The sequence below is a fragment of the Halobacillus shinanisalinarum genome, assembly GCF_022919835.1.
Classification (GTDB): domain Bacteria; phylum Bacillota; class Bacilli; order Bacillales; family Halobacillaceae; genus Halobacillus_A; species Halobacillus_A shinanisalinarum.
Genome location: NZ_CP095074.1, coordinates 2,200,382 through 2,213,209, shown reverse-complemented (window position 1 = coordinate 2,213,209; position 12,828 = coordinate 2,200,382). Strand labels below are relative to the sequence as shown.

The window sequence follows — 12,828 nt, the reverse complement described above, 5'->3', positions numbered from 1 at the left end:
TCATTTGGTGACTTTTTGAACATTCTCTAATAGCAATTATGGGAGGTTCCGATTGATGAGAGAACAAGTACAGTTACATAAAGACAAATTTTTAGAGGAACTGCAGGACTTTTTAAGAATACCGAGTATTTCTTCCTTATCAGAACATAAACAAGATGTTAGGGAAGGAGCCACCTGGGTAGCGAATGCTCTGGAGAAAGTAGGTATGGAGAACATCGAGATTATTGAAACCGACGGCCATCCAATCGTTTATGCGGACTGGCTTCATGCTGCTGATCAACCGACGGTTCTTATTTATGGTCACTATGATGTTCAGCCTGCAGATCCACTTGAGCTATGGGATTCAAAGCCATTTGAGCCCGATATTAAGGACGGTAAAATCTATGCTCGAGGAGCGACAGATGATAAAGGACAACTGTTTATTCATATTAAAGCACTAGAACTACTTATGGTCGAACGTGGATCTCTGCCAGTCAATGTAAAGTTCTGCATAGAGGGGGAAGAGGAAATTGCCAGCCCACACCTCCCACTTTTTATTGATAAGAATATAGAGCAGCTTTCCGCTGATGCTGTGCTGATTTCCGACACCTCTTTTATTGAAAAAGGGCAGCCGGCGATATGTACAGTATTGCGAGGGGCTCTTGCTATGGAGGTAGGGGTGAAAACTGCCAATACAGACTTGCATTCCGGTTCATATGGAGGCGGTGTTCCTAACGCCATTCATTCGCTCGTTCACATTTTCGACTCCCTCCACGACCAAAAGGGGAAAGTAACTGTCAAAGGGTTTTATGAAGGAGTTCCGACTGTAACGGAGGGCCTAAGAAAAGAAGTAGCAGCCATACCTTTTGATGAAGAAAAAGCGATGCAAGAATTAGAATTAGATTCGCTGTATGGAGAAAGAGGATTCACCTTCCAGGAGCAAACGGGGATTCGGCCGACTTTAGAGATCAATGGGGTCACCGGCGGTTTTCAAGGGGAAGGCATTAAAACAATCGTACCTAGTGAAGCAAGTGCGAAAATAAGCTGCCGTCTTGTGGGTGAGCAGGACCCTCAGAAGGTTTATGAGCGTATTGAACAGCATATGAAAGCACATAAACTAGAAGGAAGCCGCATCACAGTAAATTCGTTAATTCAAGCAAAACCGGTTTCATTAAATTCACAGGAGCCTATGATCCAAAAAGCCTCAGATGCGTATGAGAAGGTTTATGGCGTCAGACCGCTTTTTCCTAAAGAAGGCGGATCAATCCCAATAGTTGAGGTGTTCGCAAGACTACTTGAAGCTCCTGTTGTCCTGATGGGATTTGGTTTGCCATCGGAAAATCTGCATGCACCAAATGAACACTTTCACTTAGATAACTTTACCCAGGGTATAGAAACAGTTTGTGAATATTTGGAGAGTCTCTAACAGGATTGAGGGCAGCCTTCATGTCGAAGCTGCCCTTTACTGTCACGAATCTTCATTTTTATCTGCACATTCGAAGCAATAAAGCGATTTGTCTTCAGAAACCACACCATTTAAAAACCCATCTAAACAAAAGACTTCCTTACCGCACTGACTGCAATTGCCTACATGCTCTTGCACGCCGTCACCACCTCAAGTTAAATTCTCTTCAATTAATTCCTTAAGTACAACAGCATGGTTGTACTTCGTTTCTTTGGCTGCAAAAAGGAGGATAAGCCGCTCACCGTCAGCCATCTTTTTTAGTTCATCAAGTTTTTCCGTCCGTTCAGAGCTTTGCTGAATTTCCTCTTTATACGACTTCTTAAACTCATTGAATTTCTCGGGGTCATGGTTGAACCACTTTCTTAGTGGAGAGCTTGGTGCGATATCCTTCATCCATTCATCAAGGTCGGCATCTTCTTTTGATATACCTCGCGGCCAAACACCGTCAACTAGTATTCTATTACCACCTGTACGAGTGTCATCATCATAGATTCGTTTAAGTACGACAGACATCCTATCACCATCCCAGAAGTATTGTATAGTATTGCTATACCCTGAATGAGTAGGGTTCATTCCTGTTGAGGGAAAGAATAAATTGAGTTATAAAATTAGCACATTGACTCAGGATGATGCCATCCAAACTTAAAAAGTGTTAAACATAAAGTTCACTTATCTTTTTTATATGGGGAATGGGAATGATCGCAATGATTTAAGTGTTATTCGACTCAGAAAGCTTAAGAAAAAACCGACCAAATGGCGGCTTTTTCTTAAGCGTTTATGGAGGAATGTACCTCCTTATTTTTCCTCTGTCTAGACTGTTGAAAGAAAAGTAAACCAAACACAATCATTACAATAACTGCACAGAATATATAAAGTGTCGAAAAGCTTGCAAAAGCAATGAGAAGACCTAATACGTAGGATCCAATGGCAATTCCTGTATCGTATAAAGTGAAAAATGTGGCTGTAGCATGACCGCTTCGATGATCAGAAGTTGCCTGAATAGCCATCGTTTGGAAGCTTGGCAGTAATGATCCATATCCCAAACCGATTAACCCAGCGGATACTAGTAATCCCCACGCAGATTGAATAAAGCTTAGACTTACTAAGCCAATAGCAAATATAAGTAAGCAAGGTAAAATGACAAAATTCGGCCCCTTTACATCAAAGGTACGCCCCAGGTAAGGACGGGATAAAATCATAACAAAAGCAAAGACGAGAAAGAAGTAGCTGGAAGCAGCCGCTAATCCTAGAGAATTTGCATAAACCGAAATAAATGAAATAATCCCTGAGTAGGCAAAAGCTACTAAACTGCTGATAAGCGCAATAGGTATGGCCTTTACTTCAAATAAATCATGGATTGAAAGCTTGTTTCTAGCAGGGAGAGGGGATTGTTCCAGTTGATTTGGTACGTGAACCATATATGAACAAATCACTCCAATGACCATCGATATACTTAAAGTAAAAAATAACATATAGAAAGAAGTGAATTGGAGCAGGGTTAAACCAATAAATGGCCCTACAACTACAGCTAAGTTCATCGCCATGGCGAAATACCCTAGACCTTCCCCGCGCCGTTCAGGTGGAATGACATCAGCAGCAATAGCTCCAGTTGCTGTTGTCAGTACACCAAACGAAAGCCCATGAAAGAACCTTAAAGCCAATAATGCCTCATACTGTGTAATCCACATATACAAGAATGTGGTTGCCGCAAATAGAATAACTGAGAAGTAAAGCGCCCTCTTTTTTCCAATATTTTCAAGTAGCTTACCAGAGAATGGCCGGACGACGATTGCGGCTACTAGCATCATTGTGACGAGTAACCCACCCTGTGCTCCGCTCCCGCCAAGGTTTTCCATTACATAAATAGGTAATGTTGTTAGTAGTGTATAAAAAGTGATAAAAACTATGAAATGTATCAAAGATATACTTAAAAAGCTTTTAGTCCAAATCGGATTTCGTGTGTTCTTCATAGTTGTTTTTCCGCTCCTTAAGTCCAAGTTTATTCAGAAGCAATCTCAATTGCTCTTCTTCCTGTTCGGTTAATCCAATTAAATTTTCTTCATAAGTTCTGATAACCTCAACCAATTGTTCTACTTTAGCCTGTGATGCTTCTGTTATCTTGATGATTCGCTCTCTTTTATCAGGTCCTGGTTCACGTAAAACCCAGCCGTTTTGTTCCAGCCGCGTAATTGTTCTTGTGACAGTAGGTGCTTCGACATTCAAGTACTGCCAGATAGCTGTTTGTGTCATCGGTCCATTTTTGAACAAACAATAAAGAATAGACCACTGTGAGAAATATAACTCGTGGTCTTTTAACTTTTCATTAACTTGTTTATTCAATGTACGGACTTGTTGATTCAAAAGGTGTAATAGGTGATGCTTAGAAGGTTTCAATGTTTTCACTCCCTGATTATTTACCTAGGTAAGTAAATGTGCATAAAGAACATAATATAAGATCTTGGGCTGTTTGTAAAGGGGGATAAACCTTTAAGTTAATTGCTTCCTGTGATGAACATTAGCTTCTGACAATCTACTTGCGCGCTTAGATAGTTAGGTGAGGAAGTTTTTTTATGTTATCTTAACTTATAGTTAATCAATCATGGAATAAGGCAGGAGAATGGCATGTCTAAGGAAATAAAACTGAAAATAACTGATCAAGGTGCAAATAAGTATAGAAAAGGGTATCCGTTGCTCCGTAAAGATGCGATTGTGAATCGTCAGGAGTTGCAGGTAGAAGGCACAATTATGAAACTTGTCGATGAAAGAGGACAATTTATTGGCAAAGCCTATTATGGTAAACAAAATAAAGGATATGGCTGGGTGGTAACTCGTAACGAGGCAAAAGTTATAAATGGCGAATTTTTCAATAAGAAGCTTAAAAAAGCATTAAAGGATAGGGAGCATCTATTTAAGGATACAGAAACCACAGCCTTTCGAATATTCAATGGGGAAGGGGATGGCATTGGAGGTTTTACCGTTGATTATTTTGCGGGATATCTTCTAGTCAATTGGTATAGTGAAGGGATCTACTCGTTTCGTAATTATGTCATCGAATCATTAAAAAGAAACGTTGAATTTAATGCAATTTATCAAAAAAAGCGTTTTGGTAAACAGGGACAATACATTGAAGAAGATGAATTTGTTGTAGGAGAACGCGGAGAATTCCCCATTATTGTTAAAGAAAATGGTGTGAATTTTGCTGTGTATTTAAACGAAGGTGCCATGGTAGGTATCTTTCTTGATCAACGGGCAGTTAGAAAAACCATACGAGATCAGTATGCTGACGGAAAGAATGTGCTCAACATGTTCTCTTATACGGGGGCATTCTCAGTATATGCCGCACTTGGCGGGGCTGCACATACGACTAGTGTTGATCTGGCTAACCGCAGCTATGGGAAAACGGTCGAGAATTTTAGTTTGAACGACATTGACTATGAAGCCCAGGATATCATCGTTGATGACGTATTTAAATACTTTAAATACGCTAAACGGAAAGGAAAATCGTTCGACCTGGTCATCCTTGACCCACCTAGCTTTGCCCGATCCAAAAAATTCACATTCCGTGCAGAGAAGGACTATACGAATCTGCTGAAGGAAACGATTGCGATAACTGAGAAAAAAGCCGTTATTGTAGCCTCTACAAACTGTAGCAAGTTTAATATGAAAAGGTTCAAAACATTTATAGCTAAAGCTTTTAAGGAATCTTCCGTAAAATATAAGTTGTTGGAAGAGTACTCGCTTCCCGAAGATTATAAAACGATACCTGAATTCAAAGAAGGAGATTACCTTAAAGTTGTTTTTATTAAGAAGCTTTAATAGAGAGGAAGGAGGGACGCTCTCTCCTTCCTTCTTGTTTTATAATTAGGTAAAAAACTATAAAATTTTGCGTTTCGGGTCGTCAAATGGGAGAAAAAATTATTTATGCATCCTCGTGTAAATTCTACCTCCAAGGGTCTCTCCTTTTTTATATGGACAAAAGTTTTTCAACTGAACTAATTGAACTACCATTCATTGGTGAGGTTATCATGTCCGCTGCCCGTTTTTGAAATTTATAGAATAGAGTTCCGTATTCATATAGGGGTTTTAAGTAAGATCAGGGAGGTTTAACGGCAAGGACACATTTTGGTATGTAAAATCTATTTAATCTTCTTTAAGGGTGTCCTATATCGTTAAAACTTAATTCCCCTTTGTATTTTTAATATATATCTCTTTTACCATAGCCAGCAATTAACACTACTTTATAAGCACTTTCATGTATTTATTTACATAATATACAATAAATATCCATGATAAAAAGTTGGTGTGTGCAAAAAGAGTACATGAATACAAAATGTATCTATTTTGTGTGCAAATCTGTAATCAAGCACACAAAACTGTACGCGGTCACGTTTTGCGGTTTGTGTTCAAATATGTAAGCAAGTGTGCAAATCTGTAATCATATACACGAAAAAGAATACGTAAAAAGGCACATTGACTATTTCAGCAAACTTTAATATGTTGATGATAGAGATAGGTGGAACTAGCAATCTATCATTTGTAAATAAAGGAGAGTTTTAAATGACAAGATCAAGAATTGCAGCTATTGACGTAGGAAACGATTCAGTGAAGGCGAATTTTGGAAAATTGGAATCTGAACTATATATCCCTAATGTCATTGCTAGAGACTTGGAGGATCGACCTGTTATTGGGATTGAAGATTTAGATGACAAGGATCCGCTTGATAACTTACATATCCGCGTACACTCCCCAGCACTTGCAGAAAATAACGCTATCTACCGTGTAGGGAACCTTGCAGCTAAAAGTGACAACTCTACAGAGCTTGATCCCGGGAGCAGTAAATCAGAAGAAGACCAAACGCTTGTCATGCTATTTGCTTCTTTAGCGATGGATTCTGTAGCCAATAAAGATGCTAATCCCTCAAAGAATAGCGTGGTCGAGGCTAATTATACGTTAGGAACAGGCCTGCCTCTCCGTGAAGTTAAAGAAGGTAAGGACGTAGGCTATCGCTCTCAACTTCTAGGCTCTGTGCATCAAGTTGAATTTCTTGTCACCCCGAAATACCAGGGTATGAAAGTGAATATCAAATTCGATGAAGTAAAAGTGTACCCTGAGGGATTTGCGGCGTTTGTTAACCTTGTTATGGATAATGACCTTACTATTATTAATAAAGACTTGATTGATAAGCAAATCTTAATTCAGGATATCGGTGGTTTATCTACTGATATTGCAGTTATTAGAAACAGAAATGTAGATGATGATAAGGCTCAAGGCTTTAATTTGGGTGTAGCTGAATCATTAGAGCAGATCAGAGAGGAAATCTTGACGAAACATGGAGTGGAGTTAGATAGTCGCCGTGATGTGGTCGATATCATCACTAGGAAGAATGATCGTCACCATATTATGGTTAGGGGAAGCCGTACGAGCGTCCATGATATTACAGATCGTATCTTGTTGGAATTGGCTAAAAAACAATATCGCTTTTTAAGAAACGTATGGCAGAAGAACTCTCAGTCGGAGATTTGCTATTTTGTAGGTGGTGGATCTGCTGTACTGAAGGACTATATTAAAACACTTAACAATAAATTGGATGGCTTCAACATCGACTTTTTTGAAGATGAAAATGAAAGCATTTGGATGATGGCCAATGCGTATTATAAGCTCATTTCTGACTTCGTGCGTAAATCTGAGAAAGAAAACAAGAAAAAAGAAGCTGCTCCTCAATCAAAATAGGGTGATTACATGAGTAATACCAAAAAGAGTGTCGAGCGGGGACAGTCCATTACGTTTCGTGTTCCGTCCGACACTCCTGATCACTTATTGAAGCAATTGACCGATCTTAAAGAAAAAGAAAGAAGAAATTTTTCAAGTAAAATTGCGCAATATGTTATGGATGGAGTTAGTGCATCAATTTCTAAAGAAAAAGAAACAGTTACGATCCCACTACCTAGGAAACTGACGAAAGAACAACGAAGCTGGATGAAGCATGAGCACTCTGAAGCGTTAATGGGAAGCATCATCTATCAGCTAATGATCGATCCAACAAGAGCTATGACACTTTTAGCTTCACTCAACAGTAACTCAGTAGATATCAACGAAGCATTATATTTACAAGAAGAAGCAGCAGCAACAACGTCAAATGTTGAAGCTAAGGTGCCAAAAGCGACTGATGTTATCGAAGAAACTGAAATGGAATTTGATGATAGTGCTCTTGATGACTTAAGCCTTGATAATCTTCACGGTGAGCTACATCAGGATCAGGGAGAAAAAGAGGCAACGGAAGAGGAAGATGATGATCTGCTTGGTGACTTTCTGTCCAGTATGAATAAATAATACAAAGAGCCAAAAGCTTCATTAGCTTTTGGCTCTTTCAAATTCATGGACTCATTTAACAAATCCGCGGGCTTAGTTATATATAAAATAAAAGAACTGCTATAATAGAGCAGTTCTATTAAAATGGATTATGGTCAGCGAAGGCAAGAAAAGTTCTCTCATCTTCAATTAATCCACAAGCTCCGCATTGGATCTTATATTCAGGTCCTCTATAGTCCATATGGAAAGAAGCCAATTGGCCATTATCACATTCTGATAAAACTTCGCCAGTCCGGGGATCCAGTTTAATTGAGGTCGAAAGTTGTTTGATTTTATTAAATCTGGAACGGTTTGTCTTGCAGTTAGGGCATAAATATGGCTGCATATATTTCACCTCCAGGAAATTATTTTATGCTATTATTTCCTTCTTATACAAAAAATAGTACAAAATGTTATAAAAACAAACGAATCCTACTAAATTAGTAGCAAGCAGTCGAAAAAGGAGACATTTCCCGGGAAATATCGACGTGTATCTACAGGATGTTTAATAGATGAATAGTAGCTATTGTTAGTTAATGTTGCATGGAAATAAAAGAAGGGTAAGTGAATAAAATGGATGCAATTGTTCTTTTTAGTATTATCATTGTGGCTGCCTCTATTCTGCAAACGAGTACTGGTTTTGGTTTTTCAATAATGGCAACACCATTTTTACTATTATTGTTTGAACCAAAAGAAGCGATCCAAATAAACTTGATACTATCATTAGTGATTTCATTAGCTCTTATACGAAAGGTCCATCAGGATGTAGATATGACTATATTAAAGAGGTTTATCATAGGTAGCTTTTCAGGATTAGTATTAGGAATCATTATATTCTTATATGTTAATACAGCTCAATTGAAGCTAGTAGTAAGCTTGGTTATTTTACTGTTAACATTTCTATTGATCCTTTCTTTTCGAGTGAAGCAAACAAAAGAGAGAGATTTTTTCGTAGGGGGTATTTCCGGAGCTTTGACGACGAGTATTGGTATGCCAGGGCCGCCTTTACTGCTTTATTTTTCAGGTACGGGAGCAAGTAAAGAAAAGATAAGAGCAACTACTCTGGCCTTTTATTTGTTTATCTACACAGCAAGTTTAGCTGTCCAGATTGTGTTTGCAGGATCAAGTCAAACTATATGGGTGTCAAGCGCATTAGCTTTTCCCCTAGTGATTATTGGATTAATTGTAGGTCAAAAGCTTTTCGTGCGGGTGAGTCAACGTTTGTTTAGAGTATTTACTTATATCATCTTGTTGTTTACTGGTTTTTATTTACTTCTAGAACGTTTGATATAAGAGTGGGATTAAAGCAGAAAAAAGTCAGCCATTGGGCTGACTAAAAGCTAGTGCTGAGCCTGTTTATAGGCTTCCTCAGTACCGATAAATCCAATCATTGTAGAATGCTTTGTTCCATCATTTTCCTTACATGCGTTTAGATATATAATAGGCCCGCGCTTACTTATGTGTTCACATTCAAAAGTTCCAGCGGGAGTTTGCTTATAGCCACCATAATTGTTTTCAAATGTTATGACTTCCCCGTCATAGGAAATAGTATTTTTATAGTGAGTTCCATCGGGTTGAAATATAGATATGTCAACGCTATCTTCTTTTTTTTGTTCAACACCATCTATTAGGTTGAGCATCTTACTAATATTTTGAAGTTTTAAAGCACATTGAACTATTTGATCAAAACTGTCAACTTGATGTTCTACTATGACATCGCCATTTTCTTTGGCGTCATCGATAGAATAATTCTTTTGAATCTGCATTAGAGCAAGCAGCTAGAGTACATAAGGTGAACAACATAAAAGGTGATAGTACTTTTTTCATAGTACCTCCTGAAAACTAATTTTATTAGAATATCGAGAAAAACTTTAATAAAGGGGCTACTCTAATTATATTCGTGAAACTTTAGCAATACAACACCACATTCATAAAATTTGAATAATTCCCAAAAGAGCTTTAGCTTCTTACAATACCAGACTGGGGTTACTGAATATTGGAAAATAAATAAGTAAGAGACCTTACTCCTGCAAGGTCTCTTACTTAGCTATTTAGTTACGGGTTTATTTTCTTCAAGGTCAACCCAATCATGAGCCCATTTCTCGATGTCATCCATAATTGGTTTTAAAGACAAGCCTTTTTCAGTTAAAGAATATTCAATGCGGACTGGGGTTTCGGGAAACACGTCTCGCTTTACTAATCCACTTTTCTCCATGTCTTTTAATCGGTCTGAAAGTACTTTTCCGCTAATACCAATAGAGGATTCTATTGTACAAAAGCGTTGTTTACCTTCTAAAAGCTGGTAGATGATTAAACCTGTCCAGCGTTGACTTAGGAGGCCAATTGCTTTTTCAAAACGAGGACATATCGATTTGTTCATGTCTCATCACTCCCATTACCCTCATTATATCATTAGCCTGCAAGTTATTAAATGATATTTATTGCCTTAATAATAAAAAACAACCTCATTACTTAAAGTAACAAAGATAGTTGAATTAAGCATTATTTCAAGTATCTTTGCTTGTCCTTATTCTATAAAAGCTAGCTCAGGGAGCCATTGAGAGAGGTGTTGCTTTTGTTCTTCCATAACTTGTTTATAATTTTTAAGCTGCGTTGGGGTCAGCTTATGCATTGGAATGACCTCATAGTTATGTGCACCAGATGATGTAACATAGGTTAGAAGGAAGCGGGGATCCTTAACTTGTACGTTGTTTTGATCTTTTACAATGTTGAATTTTATAATGCCACCAATTCTCTTCTTAAATGCATCCTGTCCTGAAAAGAAATTTCCCAGGGAATAAACAGCAAGCATTTTATTGCCTTGTTTGCCTTCTACCCATTCGATTGGCTGTAGCACATGTGGATGGTGTCCGATGACTACGTCTACACCAAGATCAGCTGTGAATTGAACGAGCTTCTTCTGCCGCTCATTGGGCATTGGTTCGTATTGTTTGCCGAAATGCAGGCTTAAAATGACAGCATCACTGATTTCCTTAGCCTGTGCGATATCTTGTTTCATTTCTCTCTTATCGATAAGGTTAACAAGATAAGATTCACTTTCAGGAACAGATATGCCGTTCGTTCCATAGGTGTAGCTCAAAAAGGCTATGTCGATGCCTTGTTTAGTTTCGTACACCCGAATATTTTCGCTATCCTCTTTACTCTTATAAACGCCTGTGTACATCATCCCGATGGTCTCCCAATGCTCGATTGCACTACGAATGCCTCGGGCTCCCTTATCTAGGCTATGATTATTAGCCAGTGTTACCACATCTACTCCGAGTTGCTTGAGGTTATCACCCATTTCTTTAGGTGTATTAAAGGATGGGTACCCAGATAAACCGAGCTCTTCTCCTCCAACCATCGTTTCCTGGTTAGCCATTGTAATTGTTGTATCTTCTAAATAGGGTTTGACTTGTTTGAGCATGGGCATGAAGTCGTAGCCGTTACTAGTTTTGGCATCATTGTACACACGGTCATGGATAAGCACGTCACCAATAGCTGAGACACTAATTTCTGAGGGCAGCTCAAAGGTGTCTTTTTGTTCAAGCGAAGACTGGGAGGAAGGAGATAACCTTGCTTTTTCAGAAGGAGAACTTGTACCCTCACAAGCAGTCGCAAAGATGCTTATCAATAAGAATAGGATTAAAGGATAAAAACGCATGATATCACGGTCCTTTTTATAATAATAAAGTCGAATTTTGTCTTTATTATAACAGATATATTACTTCCTTTTTACAATTAAAGTGCATTGAAAAACCTGACCCATAAATGGTCAGGTTATGTATTAAGCTGTTTTTTTATATGTCTCAGTTATTAGGCTTGCTTGAATCAGCTGTTTTCTTACAGTTATTCCAATCCAACTTGCCAGAAATGCTTTGATCAATCCTACAAATACAAATGGGTAAACACCTGACGCAAGTGCTTCCTTCCATCCTAAATCTACTATAAATTTCAATTGAATCGTGCCAAACATTAGTGTGATAATCATGCCTGCAGTATTAGCGATCATTGCCATAGGGATAGTGTATCTTGTTTTTTCTAATATAAGTCCGGTAAAAAAGGCTGCCGCAATAAAACCAATGATGTACCCGCCAGTTGGCCCTGCTAATATTTGAGGGCCACCGCTCAATCCTGCAAATACTGGAAGCCCAGCTGTCCCTATAGCTGCATAGCAAACCATCGCTACAGCACCTTGGCGGCTTCCAAGAATAGTAGCTGTAATTCCTACAGCTAAGGTTTGACCGCTTATAGGGACAAGAGGCAAAGGAACTTCGACTTGTGCCATAATCGCTGTGACCGCCGCAAAAATAGCGCAATTCAGAGTGAGTCTTAGTTTTTTACTTTGTTCATTCATAATTGGACCCCTTTCGTTAACCTTTATATTAATAAGTTAACACAAAGGTCTGCAAAAAGGGTAGCTAATTCATATTATGGTATGGATGGTGTTTATCTGTTAGATGTGGGGTGTAAATTTACAGCTGAAAAAAGAAGGTTCTTTATTAAATGGAAGATGAATATAGAAATAAGAAGGACCGCCTTACATAGACGGCCCTCTTATGATTAAACTTTCACATACATAGGAAGGTTGGTATGCCCCATTTCCCGGAGATAGACAAAAAGATTGCCTTTATGGTTAATTTCGTGATCTATTGCCATGTTTAGAAGTTGACTTGCAGGAACCTTTTTCCCAAGAATTTGACTTACATCAATTACTTGTTCAAAATCATCATCAGATAACGCACTGAGCAACTTAACGGTGGCTTCCGTATATGTGTTTACCTTTTCAGTTAAATCAGTGGAATCATTTTCATCAAGAAGCTTCTCGGTGTCTTGTTTGTTTGCTAGTCTTACAAAAGTGTACGTTGATTCGATGATATGATTGACGAGCTTCTGGGCTTCCATAGATGTAGGTGTTGGTTTGTACGTATAATGTTTAGGATCAATCTTTGCAGCTAATTCTTTTGTTATTTCACGATGTGATAAAAAGTAATCAATGAATTGTGCGCTTTTACTCATATTGGGTCCCCTCCTAA

At 38.4% G+C, this 12,828-nt stretch carries 15 protein-coding genes; 5 read left to right on the top strand and 10 right to left on the bottom strand.

Translation table 11 applies throughout. From position 1 onward, the window contains the following. The first annotated feature begins 55 nt into the window (after window positions 1-55). Complete coding sequence (locus MUO14_RS10910) at window positions 56-1,405, top strand: dipeptidase (RefSeq protein WP_244755244.1); 1,350 nt, start codon at window positions 56-58, stop codon at window positions 1,403-1,405. Window positions 1,406-1,447: 42 nt separating this feature from the next. Here the strand turns inward: MUO14_RS10910 and MUO14_RS24300 are convergent, their stop codons facing one another. The 4 genes from MUO14_RS24300 to MUO14_RS10895 all read right to left on the bottom strand — a co-directional run bounded on the left by MUO14_RS24300 (window position 1,448) and on the right by MUO14_RS10895 (window position 3,838). Continuing rightward, window positions 1,448-1,582, bottom strand: coding sequence for a hypothetical protein (locus MUO14_RS24300; protein WP_255822192.1), 135 nt, complete (start codon window positions 1,580-1,582; stop codon window positions 1,448-1,450). A gap of 12 nt (window positions 1,583-1,594) precedes the next feature. Further along, on the bottom strand, window positions 1,595-1,957 hold the full coding sequence (locus tag MUO14_RS10905; protein ID WP_244755243.1) for a DUF488 domain-containing protein: 363 nt from the start codon (window positions 1,955-1,957) through the stop codon (window positions 1,595-1,597). 254 nt (window positions 1,958-2,211) lie between these two features. After that, on the bottom strand, window positions 2,212-3,414 hold the full coding sequence (locus tag MUO14_RS10900) for an MFS transporter (RefSeq protein WP_244755242.1): 1,203 nt from the start codon (window positions 3,412-3,414) through the stop codon (window positions 2,212-2,214). Beyond that, window positions 3,383-3,838 carry a MarR family winged helix-turn-helix transcriptional regulator gene (locus tag MUO14_RS10895; protein ID WP_244755241.1) on the bottom strand — a complete coding sequence of 152 codons (456 nt, stop codon included), beginning with the start codon at window positions 3,836-3,838 and terminating at the stop codon, window positions 3,383-3,385. Before MUO14_RS10895 ends, MUO14_RS10900 begins: the two co-directional genes overlap by 32 nt. 228 nt (window positions 3,839-4,066) lie before the next feature. Here MUO14_RS10895 and MUO14_RS10890 point away from each other — a divergent pair, with 228 nt between their 5' ends. From MUO14_RS10890 to MUO14_RS10880, 3 genes are all read left to right on the top strand, one after another. Beyond that, the gene (locus MUO14_RS10890) at window positions 4,067-5,260 is read left to right on the top strand and encodes a class I SAM-dependent rRNA methyltransferase (RefSeq protein WP_244755240.1); all 1,194 of its coding nucleotides are present in this window, start codon (window positions 4,067-4,069) and stop codon (window positions 5,258-5,260) included. A gap of 741 nt (window positions 5,261-6,001) precedes the next feature. Beyond that, window positions 6,002-7,174 carry a ParM/StbA family protein gene (locus tag MUO14_RS10885; RefSeq protein ID WP_244755239.1) on the top strand — a complete coding sequence of 391 codons (1,173 nt, stop codon included), beginning with the start codon at window positions 6,002-6,004 and terminating at the stop codon, window positions 7,172-7,174. A 9-nt stretch (window positions 7,175-7,183) separates the two neighbouring features. Beyond that, a complete protein-coding gene (locus MUO14_RS10880; protein ID WP_244755238.1) occupies window positions 7,184-7,774 on the top strand; it encodes a hypothetical protein in 591 nt (196 codons plus the stop codon). 118 nt (window positions 7,775-7,892) lie between these two features. On the opposite strand, the gene MUO14_RS10875 is transcribed toward MUO14_RS10880, so the two are convergent. Then, window positions 7,893-8,138 (bottom strand): DNA alkylation repair protein, encoded by a 246-nt coding sequence (locus MUO14_RS10875; RefSeq protein WP_244755237.1) that lies wholly within the window; start codon window positions 8,136-8,138, stop codon window positions 7,893-7,895. A gap of 227 nt (window positions 8,139-8,365) precedes the next feature. On the opposite strand from MUO14_RS10875, the gene MUO14_RS10870 reads away from it, so the two are divergent. Beyond that, a complete protein-coding gene (locus MUO14_RS10870; protein WP_244755236.1) occupies window positions 8,366-9,085 on the top strand; it encodes a sulfite exporter TauE/SafE family protein in 720 nt (239 codons plus the stop codon). A 47-nt stretch (window positions 9,086-9,132) separates the two neighbouring features. Here the strand turns inward: MUO14_RS10870 and MUO14_RS10865 are convergent, their stop codons facing one another. The 5 genes from MUO14_RS10865 to MUO14_RS10845 form a co-directional block, all read right to left on the bottom strand. Further along, a complete protein-coding gene (locus MUO14_RS10865; protein WP_244755235.1) occupies window positions 9,133-9,558 on the bottom strand; it encodes a hypothetical protein in 426 nt (141 codons plus the stop codon). Window positions 9,559-9,839: 281 nt separating this feature from the next. Further along, entirely contained in the window at window positions 9,840-10,172 is a 333-nt protein-coding gene (locus tag MUO14_RS10860; RefSeq protein WP_244755234.1) for a winged helix-turn-helix transcriptional regulator, read from the bottom strand. A gap of 147 nt (window positions 10,173-10,319) precedes the next feature. Further along, the gene (locus tag MUO14_RS10855) at window positions 10,320-11,456 is read right to left on the bottom strand and encodes a CapA family protein (RefSeq protein ID WP_244755233.1); all 1,137 of its coding nucleotides are present in this window, start codon (window positions 11,454-11,456) and stop codon (window positions 10,320-10,322) included. Window positions 11,457-11,579: 123 nt separating this feature from the next. Beyond that, the gene (locus MUO14_RS10850) at window positions 11,580-12,149 is read right to left on the bottom strand and encodes a biotin transporter BioY (RefSeq protein ID WP_244755232.1); all 570 of its coding nucleotides are present in this window, start codon (window positions 12,147-12,149) and stop codon (window positions 11,580-11,582) included. Window positions 12,150-12,355: 206 nt separating this feature from the next. Then, on the bottom strand, window positions 12,356-12,811 hold the full coding sequence (locus MUO14_RS10845; RefSeq protein ID WP_244755231.1) for a DinB family protein: 456 nt from the start codon (window positions 12,809-12,811) through the stop codon (window positions 12,356-12,358). Between the last annotated feature and the right edge of the window lie 17 nt (window positions 12,812-12,828).